We start from the raw sequence: 16449 nt of genomic DNA, 5'->3' as shown, positions 1-16449 counted from the left end.
CGTAGAAATGGTAATGCCAGGCGATAACATCAAGATGACTGTAGAGCTAATCGCTCCAATCGCGATGGACGAAGGTCTACGTTTCGCGATCCGCGAAGGTGGCCGTACAGTTGGTGCTGGTGTTGTTGCTAAGATCTTCGCTTAATTCTTATAGAATTATCTGAAGATTTGCACACTTCTTCATTTTTGAAGAACGCACATCTGAAAAAGGGAAGCTTAGGCTTCCCTTTTTCTGTTTTGGTTATAAGCCAATATCTCTCGGCTCTGTTTCTAAACTATTAATAGAATTCAGGAAAAATTTTACGTTTGATGTTTGGCTTTGTGGCTCATCTGTAACGCTTTGAATTGTTGCTTGAGTGGTACCAGCGTTATAACGAAATGATCTTATTATTGTGCCAATACAACTAGTAACGATAACAATTCTTGTTTATATTTATCTTCTGTTAACGGTACTGGAAAGTTAAGATATGTATGTTTGTCTTTGTCATGGTGTTTCGGACAAGAAAATTAGACAGTTAGCCATTGATGAAGGGATCACTGATATCAAGGGGATAAAAAAATGTACGGCGCTGGGTTCGCAATGTGGTAAGTGCATCAAACCAGCCAAAGAAATCCTAGCAGAAACAGAATACCTACAACTCAAACAAGCCAGCTAAGCTATCGCTGAGTCTTTTTTGACAGTTTGCCATTTGGTTCTACATTTAAAAGAGCCAAAGAGGAGGGCTTATGTCATGAAAGGCGATCCAATCATTATCCAGCATCTCAACAAAGTTCTCGGTAACGAGCTCATAGCGATCAATCAGTATTTTCTCCACGCTCGTATGTATAAAGACTGGGGACTCAAACATCTCGCGGAAAAGGAATACCACGAATCTATCGATGAAATGAAACATGCAGATCATCTTATAGAGCGCATTCTATTTTTAGAAGGTCTGCCTAACCTTCAGGATTTAGGCAAGCTTATGATCGGTGAAGATACTAAGGAAATGCTTGAATGCGACCTCAAACTTGAGATGGCCGCGATTCCAGATCTTAAAAACGCTATCGCCTACGCAGAAGATGTCCATGACTATGTTTCTAGGGATCTATTCCAAGATATTCTTGAAGATGAAGAAGAACATGTCGATTGGCTGGAAACTCAATTAGGTCTAATTGATATGTCGGGTATTCAGAATTACCTGCAAGCTCAATATGTTGATGAGGATGACTAGACTCTAACTCGACCTTTTCGGTAGCGAAATATCACACCTGAGGTGTGGTGAATTTCGTTGCCGATCCCTATCACATTTCTCTTGCTTAAACTGCTTTCTTTCTGTACTATTCGTGCTCCTTAAACTCGGTCAATTATCTTTAGTTCCTTGCTTCCTCTGGACGACCGGGCCATTTGTGGAAGCTGAATAATCCGTAAGGAGCAACCCATGCGTCATTACGAAATCGTATTCATGGTGCACCCAGATCAAAGCGAGCAAGTTGCTGGCATGATCGAGCGTTACACTGGTTCAATCACTGAAGCTGGCGGTACTATCCACCGTCTAGAAGACTGGGGCCGTCGTCAACTGGCTTACCCAATCAACAAGCTTCACAAAGCTCACTACGTTCTAATGAACGTTGAAGCTGACCAAGCTGTAATCGATGAGCTAGAAACTGCTTTCCGTTTCAACGATGCAGTTCTACGTAACATGATCATGCGTACTAAATCAGCGATCACTGAGCAATCTATCATGCTTAAGCAGAAAGAAGAGCGTGCTCCTCGTCGCGAAGAGCGTGCTGAATTCAAGCCAGAAGCAGCTGCTGAGTAATTCAACTTATGACCAATCGAATGGATCTATCTGGCACCATTGCCAAACCGCCCATTCGTTCTAAAAGCCCTAGTGGTATTGAACACTGTCGATTTTGGTTAGAGCATCGCTCTACCGTTATCGAAGCTGACTTACCGAGACAAGTTTATTGTCGTATGCCGGTAGTAGTCAGCGGGCAAAGGTCACAAGCAGACACTCAGAATTTAGTACAAGGCAGTAGCATTAAGGTAAGTGGTTTTGTCGCTTACCAAACCAGCCGAAATGGCATTGGTAAATTAGTGCTTCATGCCGACAACATTACTCAAATTTAAGATCAGGAGATAGCCCATGGCTCGTTTCTTCCGTCGTCGTAAATTCTGCCGTTTCACTGCAGAAGGCGTACAAGAGATTGATTACAAAGACGTAGCAACTCTTAAAAACTACATCACTGAAGCTGGTAAAATCGTACCTAGCCGTATCACTGGTACAAGTGCTAAATACCAACGTCAACTAGCTCGCGCTATCAAGCGTTCACGCTACCTAGCTCTACTTCCGTACACTGACAAGCATCAGTAATCGGTTCGTTTTATAAAGAGGAATTAAACAATGCAAGTTATTCTACTTGATAAAATCGGTAACCTAGGTGGTCTTGGTGACACTGTAAACGTTAAATCTGGTTACGCTCGTAACTTCCTTATCCCTCAGGGTAAAGCAGTTATGGCTACTAAAGGCAACGTTGAAATGTTCGAATCTCGTCGCGCTGAACTAGAAGCTAAAGTTGCTGAGCAACTAACAACTGCTCAAGCTCGTGCTGAGAAAGTTGAAGCACTAGAAGCAGTTGTTATTGCTTCTAAAGCTGGTGACGAAGGTAAACTGTTCGGTTCTATCGGTACTCGCGACATCGCTGATGCAATCACTGCAGCTGGCGTTGAAGTTGCTAAGAGCGAAGTTCGTCTTCCTGAAGGCGCACTACGTAACATCGGTGAGTTCGAGATCAGCGTTCAACTTCACTCTGAAGTTTTCGCTACAGTTACTCTACAAGTTGTTGCTGCTGAATAATTCAGTATCAAGACGTATTTTAAAAGCACCTCTTAGAGGTGCTTTTTTTATATCTAAATAAATCCGGCTGTTTAGAAAATGAACAGTAAGTTGACGGAGAAAATACTGTCCGCCTTTTCTAAGCCTTCGGGAACTTTATCGTGATATTGACGAGAGTGGGAAAGCTTCAACGCGATATCCTCAGTGATGTTGTTTGTCACGCTAATATCTGTATCTGTGCGGATATTGCTGTGACCAGCAACAGTGGTGATATCTGCTGAGACCGCTAAATTGTCGAGCGCTTGCCATTTGGTATTGATGTTACCGCGAAAAATGCCTTCACGGACGGTCTCAGGAAAAATGATGTCATCATCATCAATTTCGTCAAGATTGGGTTCTTGATAGCGAAAACCTGGACCGAACTCGAGCTCTAGCAAGAAGGTGTCAGTATTAGAGAACTGATAACCTAGACCACCAGAAAGGGTGTAATCCTTGAAATACGCACTATACCTAGAGTCGACGCCTTTAAAGCTGCCATAGAGATAGGTTTTGGGGCCTAACTTATAGTCACTTTGAGCGGTATAGCTAGACTGGCGCTTATCTTCCTCACCATTTTTATACAGTAGGTAATATTTCCATTCCCCGTTAGTCCGGTGGCGTCCTTCAACGTATTCTGCACTGAGTCGAGAATTAAGCGAGCGCGAGTCAGAATTACCAGTGTGTGCCTGATAACCAAATTCCACCTCACTATTCCATGGTGAAGGAAGATCAATATCCGTTTTACTTAGTCCATTGTCATCGGCATAGACAAACATTGAGCTCATTAAACTTGCACTCATTAGCCAAATTTTAGACACGAACTACCTCGATATTGATGAAAAGAATGGCACAATAGTAGTTTCAATTGCTCTGTTTACGGTCAGCAATAAGTTAATTCTACATTAGAACCCGACAAACTCACCCAAGGCTACAGACAAAGGCTTCATTCTCGTTATAATTAGCGGTCTATAGCAAGTTGTTGAGCAGACCCATGGCTGAAGCGAAAGTAGATAATCGAAATAAAAAGTTTAGCGACGCACAAGTTGATGCGATAAAAGTCCCTCCACATTCATTGGAGGCTGAACAGTCTGTCATTGGTGGCCTTCTTCTGGATAACGAACGTTGGGATACCGTTGCTGAACGTGTTGTCGCCAAGGATTTCTATAGTCGTCCACACCGATTGATCTTTGAAGCAGTAAAAGCCACGCTAGAAGATAATAAGCCACTCGATCTGATTACTTTATCTGAGTTCTTGGAGCTTCGTGAACAGCTTGAAGATGTTGGAGGCTTTGCTTACCTTGCTGATCTGGTAAGAAATACGCCAAGTGCGGCAAACATCAATGCTTATGCCGATATCGTCGCTGAGCGCGCTTTGGTGCGTGATCTGATTGGGGTTGCAAACGAAATTGCGGATGCTGGCTATGATCCTCAAGGACGTAGCTCTGAAGACTTACTTGATCTTGCTGAAAGTAAAGTGTTCGCGATTGCCGAGGCTCGCACCAATGAGAACGAAGGGCCACAGAATGTTGATAGTATCCTCGAGAAAACGTTAGAACGAATTGAGCTGCTGTACAAATCTCCGCAAGATGGCGTCACGGGTGTTGATACGGGTTTTACTGACCTCAATAAGAAAACCGCTGGTCTTCAAGGTTCTGACTTGGTGATTGTCGCGGCGCGTCCATCGATGGGTAAAACCACGTTCGCAATGAACTTATGTGAAAACGCTGCAATGTCCCAAGAGAAGCCCGTACTTATCTTCTCACTGGAGATGCCCGCTGAGCAGATTATGATGCGTATGCTGGCGTCGTTATCGCGAGTTGACCAGACAAAAATTCGTACTGGTCAGCTAGACGATGAGGATTGGGCGCGTATTTCATCGACGATGGGTATTCTGATGCAGAAAAAGAATATGTACATCGATGACAGCTCGGGTCTAACACCAACGGAAGTGCGCTCTCGTGCACGTCGTATCGCTCGTGATCATGGTGGTCTTTCTATGATCATGGTCGACTACTTGCAGTTGATGCGAGTCCCTGCATTGTCTGATAACCGTACGTTGGAAATCGCTGAGATTTCTCGCTCACTTAAAGCGCTTGCTAAGGAACTTAACGTTCCCGTTGTTGCGCTATCACAGCTTAACCGTTCTCTAGAGCAACGTGCTGATAAACGCCCTGTAAACTCGGATCTGCGTGAATCAGGCTCTATCGAGCAGGATGCCGACTTAATCATGTTTATCTACCGTGATGAAGTCTACAATCCGGACAGTTCAATGAAGGGAACAGCGGAAATCATCCTCGGTAAGCAACGTAACGGCCCAATCGGCTCGGTGAGACTCACCTTCCAAGGTCAATGGTCTCGCTTCGACAACTACGCTGGCCCTGCATTTGATATGGATGATGAGTAACGCTATGAGCTACATGAAAGCAGCGACAGCCTATATTGATTTAGACGCACTTCAACATAACCTACAGCAGATTAAGCTGCAGGCTCCCAACAGTAAGATCATGGCGGTGGTAAAAGCGAACAGCTATGGTCATGGGCTGCGCCACATAGCGAAAAATGCACAGGGTGCAGATGCCTTTGGCGTTGCGCGAATTGAAGAGGCGCTTCAATTACGTGCGTGTGGTGTAGTAAAGCCCATCTTGTTGCTTGAAGGTTTTTACTCATCTGGTGATTTGCCGGTATTAGTCACGAATAACATTCAAACGGTTGTGCATTGTGAAGAGCAGTTAATCGCTTTAGAGCAGGCAGAGCTTGAAACCCCGGTTGTTGTTTGGCTGAAAATTGATAGTGGGATGCACCGTTTGGGCGTGCGTCCTGAGCAGTATGATGAATTTGTTACTCGCCTTAAAGCGTGCAACAACGTCGCAAAACCGCTCCGTTATATGAGCCATTTTGGCTGTGCTGATGAGCTTGACCGTTCAACAACCAATGAGCAAACAGAATTGTTCATGGCTCTGACTGAAGGATGTGAAGGTGAGCGTTCACTCGCGGCATCAGCGGGTTTACTAGCTTGGCCAGATAGCCAACTCGATTGGGTTCGCCCTGGAATTATCATGTATGGGGTCTCTCCATTTAATGACAAAACCGCTCAAGAGCTGGGGTACCAACCTGTAATGACTCTTAAATCACACTTAATTGCTGTGCGAGATGTTAAAGCGGGTGAAAGTGTCGGTTATGGTGGTGTATGGACCAGTGAGCGAGATACCAAAGTGGGTGTTATTGCTATTGGCTATGGGGATGGTTATCCAAGAACCGCACCGAATGGCACACCCGTCTTGGTTAATGGGCGAAAAGTGCCTATTTCTGGTCGTGTTTCAATGGACATGCTGACGGTTGATTTAGGTCCAAATGCCCACGATCTCGTTGGCGATGAAGCTATATTGTGGGGACGAGATCTTCCTGCTGAAGAAGTGGCAAGTCATATCGGTACCATCGCCTATGAACTGGTGACCAAACTCACATCACGAGTTGATATGGAATTTTCGAAGTAGTCTAATGTCGTACAAATTATTGCTAAGACTGGCATTGACTGCCAGTCTTTTTGTTTCTGCCTACTCAATGAGTGCAGAAAAAGATTCCGCCTTCCTGCCTTTTTACTTTAGCACTGAAACTCTCGGCCATACCTTTGGTGTTGCAGGTGTCGCTAAAGGTGTTGGTCAGCCTCAGGCCGCCTTGTTTGGCATGGCGCTCTATTCAGAGAAAGAGAGCTATGTTGGCTTTGTGTCTGCGTTCAATTACGCGTTAGCGGATCAACTTCTTTTTAGCACTCAAATGTATCAGGCTCAATTCAATGATAACCCATACTACTTGGGTGAGCAGGGAAGTAATGACTCACAAACAGGGCAAAAAACCATTACGAATGGTTTCGAACAAAACTACCAGTTTGAATTTAAGTACCTGCTGCCATGGGGCAATGTGAAGCGGCATGGCTTAATGGGTGCGTTTCAACCGATTCGAGAGGTGAGCTTTGCATCTCCGATTGAATCTGGAGTGAGCTCGGTGGTGCTGACTCCGTTTTATTCGTCACGAGAGCTGGATATCTACAACAAGGCTGACAAAGCCAGTGGTTTTAAGTTTAGTTTTGATTGGGACAACTGTGATAGCGTCAGAAACCCCACTAAAGGCTCACATACCTCATTGGATATTACTGCTGGTGCTGACCGCTGGCAGAGCGAAGATATTTGGACTAAGTGGGAGTTTCAGAATAGCCAATATTATGCGTTAGGCCCGCTCGGTGAGTGGTTTGAACAGCAAGTATTAGCGTTTGATTTCTATACTGCGGATACACCAAGCTGGAGTCGTGTCAAACCACCAGAGCAAGATCAGATACGCTTGGGTGGCTTGTATCGTCTGCGAGGTTACACTAGCGGCCGTTATCATGGCCGTTCAGCGGTGCACTATTCTGCTGAGTACCGAGTGCTGCCTGATTGGCAACCCTTAGATGGCATTCCTTTGATTAATTATTACGATCTGCCTTGGTGGCAATGGGTGGTTTTTGCAGAGGTTGGTCGTGTGGCAGATGAGTACGATGCCAAGACCTTACATAGCGATATGAAGTGGAACTTAGGCGGTGCTGTCCGTTTTCAAGTGGAAGGTATCGTGGTACGAGCAGAAGTGGCTCAAGGAGCCGATGAAGGCACTTTTCGCGTGATGATTAACCAACCTTTTTAGCTATAACAAGACTCTCGCACAGAGAGTCTTGTCTTCCAGTATCCCAAGTCAATCGTGATTTCCTTGAATAGTGGCAATAATGGTTCTTGAGCCACCATAGTCACGATGCTCGCCTAAATAGATCCCTTGCCAAGTTCCTAGCGCTAACCGCCCATTTGTTATTGGAATCATCACACTGCAACCGAGTGTCGACGCTTTAATGTGTGCGGGCATATCATCATCACCTTCGTAAGTATGTTTGTAGTAAGGGGCTCGCTCAGGGACAAAGTGATTAAAGTGTTTCTCCATATCGTGTCTTACGGTTGGATCGGCGTTTTCATTGATGGTTAAACTAGCGGAAGTATGCTGGATAAATAACTGTAATAATCCGACGGAATAGTGTTTAAGTTGTGGTATTTGTTGTTCAATTTCATCGGTTATTAGATGAAATCCTCTCTTCTTCGCTGAGATTTGAATTGTTTTTTGTGTCCACATAAGCAGGCCTGTTGCAGATTGATGTTGCTCTAGTGTTAAGCTTAATCAAGGTTAGTGGTAGAATCTTACTTGCAATGAAGGTGTTTGTTTAAAGTTCAAGCAGGGAACGTGACCTAACTCAATGTGAGTGAGAAAGCCCTGCGTCATAATTGGCACCTGAAAAAAAATTACAAAGTCTTGTTTTGTGGCAATTTGCCCTAACATACCTAATATTATTATTTGCTAAATCGGGGATTCCACCAGTTTTCGCTAGGCTGTATGGAATAAAACCTACTGTAACATCGGGATAGTAACCATGTTGAAAAATATCAATCCAACGCAAACACAAGCTTGGAACGCGCTAACAGCGCACTTCGAATCTGCACAAGATATGGATCTAAAAGCATTATTTGCTCAAGACCCAGCTCGTTTTGAAAACTTCTCTGCTCGTTTTGGCAGCGATATTCTCGTTGATTACTCTAAAAACTTAATCAACGAAGAAACATTGAAGCACCTATTTGCTTTAGCAAACGAAACTGAGTTGAAAGCAGCGATCGAAGCGATGTTCAGTGGTGAAGCGATCAACAAAACAGAAGATCGCGCAGTGCTGCACACGGCTCTACGTAACCGTAGCAACAAACCAGTTATGGTCGACGGTGAAGACGTAATGCCAGCGGTGAACGCAGTGCTTGAAAAAATGAAGTCTTTCACTGAGCGTGTTATTGGTGGTGAGTGGAAAGGTTACACAGGTAAATCCATTACAGATATCGTTAATATCGGTATCGGTGGCTCTGACCTAGGTCCTTACATGGTGACAGAAGCACTCGCACCATACAAAAACCACCTAAATCTACACTTTGTTTCTAACGTTGATGGCACACACATCGTTGAAACATTGAAGAAGGTTAACCCTGAAACCACTCTATTTTTGATTGCGTCTAAGACATTTACTACTCAAGAAACAATGACTAACGCGCACTCAGCCCGTGATTGGTTCCTTGAGTCTGCGGGCGATCAAGCTCATGTCGCTAAGCACTTCGCAGCACTGTCTACGAATGCAACAGCAGTATCTGAGTTTGGTATCGATACGGACAACATGTTCGAATTCTGGGATTGGGTTGGCGGTCGTTACTCACTATGGTCTGCAATCGGTCTGTCTATTGCTCTTGCAGTGGGCTATGACAACTTTGTTGAGTTACTTGATGGTGCTCACGAGATGGACAACCATTTCTCGTCAATGGAACTTGAAAGCAATATTCCTGTGATTCTTGCGCTGATTGGCCTGTGGTACAACAACTTCCACGGAGCAGAGTCTGAAGCGATTCTTCCATATGACCAATACATGCACCGTTTTGCTGCTTACTTCCAGCAAGGTAACATGGAATCTAACGGTAAATACGTTGATCGTGATGGTAATGCAGTGACTTACCAAACAGGCCCAATCATTTGGGGTGAACCAGGTACTAACGGTCAACACGCGTTCTATCAGTTGATTCACCAAGGGACTAAGCTAATTCCTTGTGATTTTATCGCTCCAGCAATCAGCCACAACCCTGCTGGTGATCACCATCAGAAACTGATGTCTAACTTCTTCGCACAAACAGAAGCGTTAGCGTTCGGTAAATCTGAAGAGACGGTAAAAGCTGAATTTGCAAAAGCAGGTAAGAGTGAAGAGGAAGCGGCTACGCTAGCACCATTTAAAGTGTTTGAAGGTAATCGCCCAACGAACTCAATCCTAGTTAAGAAAATCACACCACGTACCCTAGGTAACCTGATTGCGATGTACGAACATAAAATCTTCGTACAAGGCGTTATCTGGAACATCTTTAGTTTCGATCAGTGGGGTGTTGAGCTAGGTAAACAACTCGCGAACCAAATCCTGCCTGAGCTTGCAGATGATTCTGAAATCACGTCGCACGATAGCTCGACTAACGGTCTAATCAATGCGTTTAAGGCTTACAAAGCGTAGAGCGAGAACGCTTCGCTTCGAGATCGTACGAGATTTTAGAACGGGCTTCGTCCTTTAATAAGTTCTTGTGGTGAGCGAGTCGAAAGTTGCAGGCGGTGTTGGCTAATGTTTAAGCTTAACTGTCTGAATTTAAAGAAAAAGGGTTGACACTGTGTGTCAACCCTTTTCACTTTTCGCTTTTCACTATACCGTTGTATCCACTGTCGGCTGTATCTCTGTGCTGGCCGTAAATTTCTGACTCAGTAACGCGACGACCTGATCGTAGTACTGCATGTTAGGCTTGTTTCCGAGTAGCTTACAGAGTTCGTTTCCAGTAGGCGTAAAACGGTAATAGAGTAGTCGAACCCCTTTGCTATGAGCCTGTAAAGAGAGTTGTTTGCCTTGGTAGTTGAGTGGAAGAGGTGATTCGAGTTCAATTTCCCCTGATTCCAATTCGGTACCATGCATGAGCCCTAGTTCAAACAGCACCAACAGACTGGAGTATGGGAGTTGGTAATTGCCAACGTTAATATTGCTGGTGGTATTGCGTTTACCAAAACTGAATACTCCCCCTTGGGCACGGTAGCCGACCAATAACTTTCGGCTGTTATCCCCGCCAAAACTACAGGCCAATGAAGCGGATCGCTGTAGAATCTGTGCTTCTTTTGGCGTCATGTCTTGGAGTACTTTCAGCGCTTTCATCGAGGTTGAGCCCGGATTCGTGACCTCGCGTTTGAGTACTTGAGCCCATAAGCGTTGCATAGAGTGGTTGTGAACTTCTTGTGCCATATCGAAGAAGCGGTAGAGCCAGTCTTGGTCGGGATCTCCGGCTGTTTCATCTTTACATGAGATATGTGCCAGTTTCAGGATCTGCTCTAGGTTTTTCTGTCTAAGTTCTTTGCGTTTCCTTTCGCGAATCAAGGCTCGCTCCAGCGTGCTTTTTTCTGGAGTCTCAGCCTGAAGTAACGCATCTAAGCCATAAAGCTGGGCGATATTGAGCACACGGCTCGCGCTGTCTTTGATATAGCTGGATTTCTTTTCTTGGCGTTGAGTGTGCTCAGCTTGATGCTCTATGACAACGGGCTTATTGCTCTCAGACATGCTATTTCCTTAGCCATCATATGCTTAAAGTTAAGTATTAAATGTACCTCGGAACGGCTTTGCTCGCCAGAAAAAGACTGTGAGCCACTTTATAAAAATATCGCTACCATAAATGATAACAAGTTGTTAAAATTGTTATCGTTAGTTTTGGGGAGCTTATGAAGTATTTCAATGAAGATAAACTGAAGAAGCATCTGTCAATTGCCCTTTTATTACTAGTTTACCTAGCGGTGCTAGGTTATTTGTCTAGCTATTTGGCCTAATTAAAGGCAATTAACAGGCTGCGAATTTTTTAACACTTACATATCATCGTACTCGGCGATCTCGGTGCCTTGTATGACATATCCTGTTTCTGCCAACTCATGGCTAATGGTTTCTGTTTTTAGTGTCCCAATCACGTAGATAACATCCCACAGTTGTTGAACGGGCGCGCCTTTAGGGAATTTCACATAGATGATTTGATTTGGTGGTGGTGGTGGTACGTGAATACATGCCCCGAAGTACGGGACGAGTAGAAACTCCGTCACCATGTTTTCATCCCCTTCCAGTGGAATGACAAAGCCCGGGATTTTAACCATACTGCCGTTTAGCTCTTGTCGAACCGTGCCAACCTTTGACTGTTTCATTACATCACCGTCGTGGTCGATGGCGGGCATGCCATATGCGTCAAACTGGTTGCGCTCACTCTCCGGAATCAGGTCAATCCAATCGAGAGTCAGAGTATCTTCTGCATGAGCAGTTATGCTTGATAACGCCACGGTGATCAGCGTTAGAAATAAAATCGTTATCTTCTTCATTGTTACACTCTAATCGTCATACCATCGCTAAGCGATTGTTTATAAGCTCTTAGTGCGGGAATAAATCCGACTAGGGTTCCCGCAAGTTGTACCGCTCCCAGCAGCGTCAGTTCATGTGATGAGAGGGCTAATATCTGTAGATTGATGCCATAGTGTTGCTGAACGAGAGGCGCAGCGAAAGCAAGTGCCGCATAGAGCCCGATGATTCCGATGACTAAGCCGATGAATGTCAGGACACTGGCCTCAAGAATTAACAGACTAAACACATGTCTAGGTCGAGCGCCCATCGCTCTTAAGATTGCCATTTCACGTCGTCTTTCTTGCAAGCTGGTGAGTAAGCTTGAAAGCATACCCAGTAGTCCTGCTATAACGACGAACACGGAAACGGCCATCAATGCCTGCTCCGCTACGGACATCATACCCCAAAGTTCATGTAATGCGACTCCAGGTAGGATGGCACTTAATGGTTCTTTGCCGTAGGTGTTAATTTGCCTCTGAAGAGCGAAAGTTTGAATTTTTGATTTCAGACCGATCAGCATTGCGGTGATCTGTTTGGGTTGGAAATCCATAGCGTTTAACTGTTCAGCGGTCGGATTGTTGCCTAAATTAGCACCGCTTTCCCAGCCAACGTGAATGGCTTCAATGGCTTGTAGAGAAACATGAATGGTTTTGTCTACGGGCGTTCCTGTTGGCGCCAAGATGCCTACAACTTTAAATGGTAATTTATCGTGGCGGCTGAATGCCACATCGCTGATCCCGTGTGCGATGACCATTTCACTGCCTATTGTGTAGTTGAGGGAACGAGCGACCTCTGACCCAATAACGGCTTCAAATAATCCATTAAACTCTTGTCCGTATTGAAACGAGAGGTTCTGTTTCTTTCCATATTGGTAGTAAGAGAAATAGTCATGATTGGTACCTAATACTCGGAATCCTTTATGAGAATCGCCAAGTGAGATTGGGATTGTCCATGCGACCGAGCGGTGCTGGCTAAACTCCTGAAAACTCTTCCAATCAATATTATTAGTGGCATTGCCTATGCGAAAAACAGAATAAAGCAATAGATTGACCTGTCCGGAACGGCCTCCAACAATCAAATCTGTTCCTGAAATCGTGTTGGCGAAACTGCTTTTGGCTTCTGTTCGAATACGTTCAACACCGAGTAAGAGAATGACCGAAATTGCTACGGTCAGGATAGACAGTATCGCAGTGACTTTGCGGTTTCGAACACTTTTCCACGCAAGGCTAACGGTTGGTGTCATGACTTCCCTCCTGCCTGATTAATTTGTTCAAGATCGATGGTTCTGTCGAACAGGGGCTCCAGTGTCGGATCATGGCTGACAAACAGAAGGGTAGAACCCGCTTGATTGACTTGCTCTAAAAGCAGTTCGATAAAAGCAGTGCGATTGTTGTAATCAAGTGAAGAGGTCGGTTCATCGGCAATAATCACTTCCGGTTTACCGATTAAGGCTCTTGCTGCGGCTACGCGTTGCTGCTGACCGATGCTGAGTTCGACCACGGGTTTGTTCTGTAGGCTCTCTGGTAAGCGAAGTTTTTTCAACAACGCTTGGGCGTGCAAGATGATGTCACCTTCAACTTGCTGGCGACGTGAGGAAGAAAACTGACATGGCAGCATGACGTTTTCAATCACGCTTAAGTATGGCAATAGATTAAATTGTTGAAAAATATAGCCAATATTGTCAGCACGAAACTTATCGCGTTGGCTACCTGATAGCGCTGAAAGGTCTTTTCCCAACACGCGGATCTGACCAGAGGTAGCACAGTTGATGCCAGTCAGTAGCCCCAATAGGGTCGACTTTCCACAGCCACTAGGGCCTTTAATAAAAAGGTGTTCGCCACGCTTAATCGTTAGTAAGGGAATACTTATTGTCGCGGCTCGGTTGCCTGGCCAGATGAACTCGACTTGATTGAGTTCGACGACAGGCTGATGACTAAGGTTATCCATTCTGGTTTCCAATCAAGAGGTAAGTGGCCCAACAGAGCTAGGCCACTTTAGCATTAGAATGAAATAGTTTTCTGACCCGGTTTAAGCTCCATTGCAGCTTGTTTGCTGTCAGTTAACAGGTTCACTTTGATTGATTCAGTGCTAGGGAACTGAGAGAACCAAGATGTTTCGATGTTGCTGATAGCAGAAACATTGTCGCACTGGTAATGATACTCAACGGTGAACTCACCATGGCCTGATTCATGATCGTGATTGTCGTGGTCATGATGCTCATCATGATCGTGCTTGTCATGGTTGTGTTTATCGTGGTCATGATGTTCTTCATGATCATGTTGGTCGTGTTCGCTGTCGCCTAAAGTGTGAGTAACAGATTGGTGCTCGACTTTACAACCAGCTTCAGAGGTTAGGGTGAAGACATGATCAGCATGGCTCAGTTTGGCTACAGCGTCTTTTAGCTGCTGCTTTTCTGCGTCATTTGTAGGTGCGTGTTCAAAACCAACCACATCTGCACCAGGGGCTGTTATCTCTACAAGTAGCTCATTGCCATCTTGAGCAATATTGAATTCAACCTGACCATGGACATGGGCACCGTGCTGGCGGAAACCTTCTTCTGCATATGCCAGAGAGCTAGTAGCCAGGGCAACACCCAACGCAAGAGGAGTAATCTTGTTCATTTTGATTCCTGAAAATATTTAATAAAGTAACTGTGACCAATAAAGGGAATAATGTTTAAGTAGTTGTTTTAAATATAATCAAGAAAGAGGCGGAGAGCGCGGTTGATAGGCATAAAACACCACTTCCTGGACACGAGTCGTTAGGGTAACGTCTGGTCGCAAGTTTAGTGGGGCAGCAAGGAGATTGAGAGGTGCCGGACTCGCTCCATGTAATCCACTGGCAAAAAGTTGGCAGTGATGTTCACTATGGTGAGTTGACGAAAGTTCGTACTGGTGCTCGATATAGGCAAAGTTGAGCCATAGCAACAGCGCAGCTGCTAACAGAGCAACCGCCATTGAACGAACTGAAACTGGGCGAGATATCAACACGGCGAGAACAAACAAAAAATGGAATTGTTATACTATAACAACTCCATTCAAAAGGTGAAACCTAACTGCTCAATTGCTAGATGTTTTCTTTGACTAGCTTCAAGACTTGCTCAATCTCAGATTCATTGAGCGCGCCTTCTTTTACAAATAGCACTTTGCCTTGTTTGTCTTGAACAATGATCGCCGATGACTCTTTAGCTAAATCCCAATGACTTGCAACGGCTCCCTCTTCGTCTAGAACCATTGATGACCATGGAAATTCTTTTTTGCTGTCTTCCGCTGATGATTTAACGAACGATCCTGTTCCCCAGATAGCATCATCTTGGTTGATGATAGATGTCGTTTGGTAGTTTTGCTGAGGGAACTTCGCTGCTGTGATCGCTGCCATTAAAGGCGCATTGAGTTCTTTTGAACTGCTACGCCCAGCAATCGCTTGGATGACACGAACTTTACCGGTCATATCCTGCGTTGACCATGTCTGAAACGCAGTATCATCCCCTTGAAGAATGATTTCGCCGTAGCTTTTCACCTCAACCGTTGGGACGGCTTGACCCAAGGCGATGTTGTGTGCAAAAGCCAAGGCTGGAGAGCATGCAATTGCTAGAGTAAGAAGGGTTTTATTTTTCATTATGTTATTCCTTTTGATTGTGCGAGAAAAAGTATATACCGAAAATTTTGCTTGGGTAGAGAATTGTGCTGAAGTGTGATGAAATGTAATTATTTTGTTAACAAAATGCTGTCTAATAATGCCAAATTAGGTATAATCCACACAAGTTCTAAGGAATGGGGCAAAATCAAGGTTTCTCTTGTGTTTAGTAGGAATAGGGGGTGCTATGTTGCGTGAATTTACTACCTATCGTCCACATCAAGTTGCACGATTTGTTAAAACTTTGTTTAAAGGGCAATTTGTAATCTCAGGTGTGGGGAAATTTAAATTTGATAATGGCAAAGTTTTATTACCAGACGTGAAAGACTCTCGAAAACTTATGACCTACAAAGAGATTAATCAGGCCATTGCGGCACTATCTGTGTAGTACGCACAGGTAAGTTACTGATTTCAAGATATTAAAAAGTCGCCCTTGTGGCTAACTCCTATCAGCTAAGCAAATGAACAGTTGAACGATCCTGTGGTTGGTTGAAAATACCCTCAAGCATTTCATGTTTGAGGGTATCTTTATGACGGCTCAGCACTGTACCCTGAACCAGAACGAAAGAAACGGCCCAAATCAAGGACCGTTCGTATAAGTAAAACTGGCGCTACCCTGTTCGTTCCAAACACGTTAAGTGATAGGTACCCCTATTCGAGGCTCTGTACTGATCTTGTACCACAGAGGTTGTTCATCAGCCATATAACGACGAACATACTCCCAATAGCCATACATAGGGGCGTGACTGCCCATGTTGTGCAGCAAACTGAGATATTGATGGCGTTGACCAGTTAAGTCGGCATTGACCGCGTGTTGAGGGTTAAGCCAGAGCATTAACTCATAGCCATCTTTTAACCGCCCGTAGCCCATATGGGTTTTCGCGACAATGACGGATATTTCACACTCTTGCCACGGAATACGATAGAGCACTTTATCGTGCCATACGTAAACCTCTTGGTTTTGTT

General features: G+C 44.6%; 20 protein-coding genes and 2 pseudogenes. 12 read left to right on the top strand and 10 right to left on the bottom strand.

What is annotated here, in order from left to right; genetic code table 11:
• From tuf to rplI, 7 genes and pseudogenes are all read left to right on the top strand, one after another.
• Window positions 1-145, top strand: a pseudogene (gene tuf / locus QTN94_RS18020) (elongation factor Tu); the annotation flags it as partial.
• 322 nt (window positions 146-467) lie between these two features.
• Window positions 468-656: a bacterioferritin-associated ferredoxin gene (locus QTN94_RS18015; protein ID WP_269377905.1), complete on the top strand. Its 189-nt coding sequence runs from the start codon at window positions 468-470 to the stop codon at window positions 654-656.
• A 75-nt stretch (window positions 657-731) separates the two neighbouring features.
• Window positions 732-1211 (top strand): bacterioferritin, encoded by a 480-nt coding sequence (gene bfr, locus QTN94_RS18010; protein ID WP_138971617.1) that lies wholly within the window; start codon window positions 732-734, stop codon window positions 1209-1211.
• A gap of 207 nt (window positions 1212-1418) precedes the next feature.
• Window positions 1419-1799, top strand: coding sequence for a 30S ribosomal protein S6 (gene rpsF, locus QTN94_RS18005; RefSeq protein WP_331417681.1), 381 nt, complete (start codon window positions 1419-1421; stop codon window positions 1797-1799).
• An 8-nt stretch (window positions 1800-1807) separates the two neighbouring features.
• Window positions 1808-2110, top strand: coding sequence for a primosomal replication protein N (priB, locus tag QTN94_RS18000; protein ID WP_331417682.1), 303 nt, complete (start codon window positions 1808-1810; stop codon window positions 2108-2110).
• Window positions 2111-2126: 16 nt separating this feature from the next.
• Window positions 2127-2354: a 30S ribosomal protein S18 gene (gene rpsR, locus QTN94_RS17995; RefSeq protein WP_000090472.1), complete on the top strand. Its 228-nt coding sequence runs from the start codon at window positions 2127-2129 to the stop codon at window positions 2352-2354.
• Between the two features lie 30 nt (window positions 2355-2384).
• The gene (gene rplI / locus QTN94_RS17990) at window positions 2385-2837 is read left to right on the top strand and encodes a 50S ribosomal protein L9 (RefSeq protein ID WP_331417683.1); all 453 of its coding nucleotides are present in this window, start codon (window positions 2385-2387) and stop codon (window positions 2835-2837) included.
• A gap of 71 nt (window positions 2838-2908) precedes the next feature.
• Here rplI and QTN94_RS17985 read toward each other — a convergent pair whose 3' ends face one another.
• Window positions 2909-3673, bottom strand: a complete 765-nt coding sequence (locus QTN94_RS17985) for a DUF481 domain-containing protein (RefSeq protein WP_331417684.1) — start codon at window positions 3671-3673, stop codon at window positions 2909-2911.
• A gap of 173 nt (window positions 3674-3846) precedes the next feature.
• On the opposite strand from QTN94_RS17985, the gene QTN94_RS17980 reads away from it, so the two are divergent.
• From QTN94_RS17980 to QTN94_RS17970, 3 genes are read left to right on the top strand one after another with little or no spacing between them, the layout of a single operon-like run.
• On the top strand, window positions 3847-5259 hold the full coding sequence (locus QTN94_RS17980) for a replicative DNA helicase (RefSeq protein ID WP_331417685.1): 1413 nt from the start codon (window positions 3847-3849) through the stop codon (window positions 5257-5259).
• Window positions 5260-5272: 13 nt separating this feature from the next.
• Window positions 5273-6349 carry an alanine racemase gene (alr, locus tag QTN94_RS17975; protein WP_269378002.1) on the top strand — a complete coding sequence of 359 codons (1077 nt, stop codon included), beginning with the start codon at window positions 5273-5275 and terminating at the stop codon, window positions 6347-6349.
• 4 nt (window positions 6350-6353) lie between these two features.
• Window positions 6354-7529 carry a BamA/TamA family outer membrane protein gene (locus tag QTN94_RS17970; protein ID WP_331428425.1) on the top strand — a complete coding sequence of 392 codons (1176 nt, stop codon included), beginning with the start codon at window positions 6354-6356 and terminating at the stop codon, window positions 7527-7529.
• Between the two features lie 48 nt (window positions 7530-7577).
• Here the strand turns inward: QTN94_RS17970 and QTN94_RS17965 are convergent, their stop codons facing one another.
• The gene (locus QTN94_RS17965; RefSeq protein WP_138971612.1) at window positions 7578-8003 is read right to left on the bottom strand and encodes a secondary thiamine-phosphate synthase enzyme YjbQ; all 426 of its coding nucleotides are present in this window, start codon (window positions 8001-8003) and stop codon (window positions 7578-7580) included.
• Between the two features lie 295 nt (window positions 8004-8298).
• On the opposite strand from QTN94_RS17965, the gene pgi reads away from it, so the two are divergent.
• On the top strand, window positions 8299-9951 hold the full coding sequence (gene pgi, locus QTN94_RS17960) for a glucose-6-phosphate isomerase (RefSeq protein WP_138971611.1): 1653 nt from the start codon (window positions 8299-8301) through the stop codon (window positions 9949-9951).
• A 183-nt stretch (window positions 9952-10134) separates the two neighbouring features.
• Here the strand turns inward: pgi and QTN94_RS17955 are convergent, their stop codons facing one another.
• From QTN94_RS17955 to QTN94_RS17925, 7 genes are all read right to left on the bottom strand, one after another.
• The gene (locus QTN94_RS17955; protein ID WP_138971609.1) at window positions 10135-11031 is read right to left on the bottom strand and encodes a TIGR03899 family protein; all 897 of its coding nucleotides are present in this window, start codon (window positions 11029-11031) and stop codon (window positions 10135-10137) included.
• Window positions 11032-11330: 299 nt separating this feature from the next.
• Window positions 11331-11828 carry a DUF3299 domain-containing protein gene (locus QTN94_RS17950; protein WP_331417688.1) on the bottom strand — a complete coding sequence of 166 codons (498 nt, stop codon included), beginning with the start codon at window positions 11826-11828 and terminating at the stop codon, window positions 11331-11333.
• A 2-nt stretch (window positions 11829-11830) separates the two neighbouring features.
• The gene (locus QTN94_RS17945; protein WP_331417689.1) at window positions 11831-13090 is read right to left on the bottom strand and encodes an ABC transporter permease; all 1260 of its coding nucleotides are present in this window, start codon (window positions 13088-13090) and stop codon (window positions 11831-11833) included.
• Complete coding sequence (locus QTN94_RS17940; protein WP_331428424.1) at window positions 13087-13794, bottom strand: ABC transporter ATP-binding protein; 708 nt, start codon at window positions 13792-13794, stop codon at window positions 13087-13089. Before QTN94_RS17940 ends, QTN94_RS17945 begins: the two co-directional genes overlap by 4 nt.
• 53 nt (window positions 13795-13847) lie before the next feature.
• The gene (zrgA, locus tag QTN94_RS17935) at window positions 13848-14468 is read right to left on the bottom strand and encodes a zinc uptake protein ZrgA (RefSeq protein ID WP_331428423.1); all 621 of its coding nucleotides are present in this window, start codon (window positions 14466-14468) and stop codon (window positions 13848-13850) included.
• Between the two features lie 78 nt (window positions 14469-14546).
• The gene (locus QTN94_RS17930; protein ID WP_171052165.1) at window positions 14547-14804 is read right to left on the bottom strand and encodes a DUF2607 family protein; all 258 of its coding nucleotides are present in this window, start codon (window positions 14802-14804) and stop codon (window positions 14547-14549) included.
• 109 nt (window positions 14805-14913) lie between these two features.
• Window positions 14914-15465 carry a YtfJ family protein gene (locus tag QTN94_RS17925; protein WP_331428422.1) on the bottom strand — a complete coding sequence of 184 codons (552 nt, stop codon included), beginning with the start codon at window positions 15463-15465 and terminating at the stop codon, window positions 14914-14916.
• Window positions 15466-15670: 205 nt separating this feature from the next.
• Here QTN94_RS17925 and QTN94_RS17920 point away from each other — a divergent pair, with 205 nt between their 5' ends.
• Window positions 15671-15871, top strand: coding sequence for a DUF1107 family protein (locus QTN94_RS17920; protein ID WP_138971602.1), 201 nt, complete (start codon window positions 15671-15673; stop codon window positions 15869-15871).
• Between the two features lie 246 nt (window positions 15872-16117).
• Here the strand turns inward: QTN94_RS17920 and QTN94_RS17915 are convergent.
• Window positions 16118-16449, bottom strand: a pseudogene (locus QTN94_RS17915) (hypothetical protein); the annotation flags it as partial.

The organism is Vibrio sp. M250220 (assembly GCF_036533795.1).
In the GTDB taxonomy this organism is placed as follows: Bacteria; Pseudomonadota; Gammaproteobacteria; order Enterobacterales; family Vibrionaceae; genus Vibrio.
Note: the sequence above shows the minus strand (reverse complement) of the source record. Positions and strands in the feature narration are given on the sequence as shown.

Excerpts from the sequence above, each read along its gene's own strand:
- QTN94_RS18015 (WP_269377905.1), top strand. The coding sequence starts at position 468 with ATGTATGTTTGTCTTTGTCATGGTGTTTCGGACAAGAAAATTAGACAG.
- bfr (WP_138971617.1), top strand. The coding sequence starts at position 732 with ATGAAAGGCGATCCAATCATTATCCAGCATCTCAACAAAGTTCTCGGT.
- rpsF (WP_331417681.1), top strand. The coding sequence starts at position 1,419 with ATGCGTCATTACGAAATCGTATTCATGGTGCACCCAGATCAAAGCGAG.
- priB (WP_331417682.1), top strand. The coding sequence starts at position 1,808 with ATGACCAATCGAATGGATCTATCTGGCACCATTGCCAAACCGCCCATT.
- rpsR (WP_000090472.1), top strand. The coding sequence starts at position 2,127 with ATGGCTCGTTTCTTCCGTCGTCGTAAATTCTGCCGTTTCACTGCAGAA.
- rplI (WP_331417683.1), top strand. The coding sequence starts at position 2,385 with ATGCAAGTTATTCTACTTGATAAAATCGGTAACCTAGGTGGTCTTGGT.
- QTN94_RS17980 (WP_331417685.1), top strand. The coding sequence starts at position 3,847 with ATGGCTGAAGCGAAAGTAGATAATCGAAATAAAAAGTTTAGCGACGCA.
- alr (WP_269378002.1), top strand. The coding sequence starts at position 5,273 with ATGAAAGCAGCGACAGCCTATATTGATTTAGACGCACTTCAACATAAC.
- QTN94_RS17970 (WP_331428425.1), top strand. The coding sequence starts at position 6,354 with ATGTCGTACAAATTATTGCTAAGACTGGCATTGACTGCCAGTCTTTTT.
- QTN94_RS17965 (WP_138971612.1), bottom strand. The coding sequence starts at position 8,003 with ATGTGGACACAAAAAACAATTCAAATCTCAGCGAAGAAGAGAGGATTT.
- pgi (WP_138971611.1), top strand. The coding sequence starts at position 8,299 with ATGTTGAAAAATATCAATCCAACGCAAACACAAGCTTGGAACGCGCTA.
- QTN94_RS17955 (WP_138971609.1), bottom strand. The coding sequence starts at position 11,031 with ATGTCTGAGAGCAATAAGCCCGTTGTCATAGAGCATCAAGCTGAGCAC.
- QTN94_RS17950 (WP_331417688.1), bottom strand. The coding sequence starts at position 11,828 with ATGAAGAAGATAACGATTTTATTTCTAACGCTGATCACCGTGGCGTTA.
- QTN94_RS17945 (WP_331417689.1), bottom strand. The coding sequence starts at position 13,090 with ATGACACCAACCGTTAGCCTTGCGTGGAAAAGTGTTCGAAACCGCAAA.
- QTN94_RS17940 (WP_331428424.1), bottom strand. The coding sequence starts at position 13,794 with ATGGATAACCTTAGTCATCAGCCTGTCGTCGAACTCAATCAAGTCGAG.
- zrgA (WP_331428423.1), bottom strand. The coding sequence starts at position 14,468 with ATGAACAAGATTACTCCTCTTGCGTTGGGTGTTGCCCTGGCTACTAGC.
- QTN94_RS17930 (WP_171052165.1), bottom strand. The coding sequence starts at position 14,804 with ATGGCGGTTGCTCTGTTAGCAGCTGCGCTGTTGCTATGGCTCAACTTT.
- QTN94_RS17925 (WP_331428422.1), bottom strand. The coding sequence starts at position 15,465 with ATGAAAAATAAAACCCTTCTTACTCTAGCAATTGCATGCTCTCCAGCC.
- QTN94_RS17920 (WP_138971602.1), top strand. The coding sequence starts at position 15,671 with ATGTTGCGTGAATTTACTACCTATCGTCCACATCAAGTTGCACGATTT.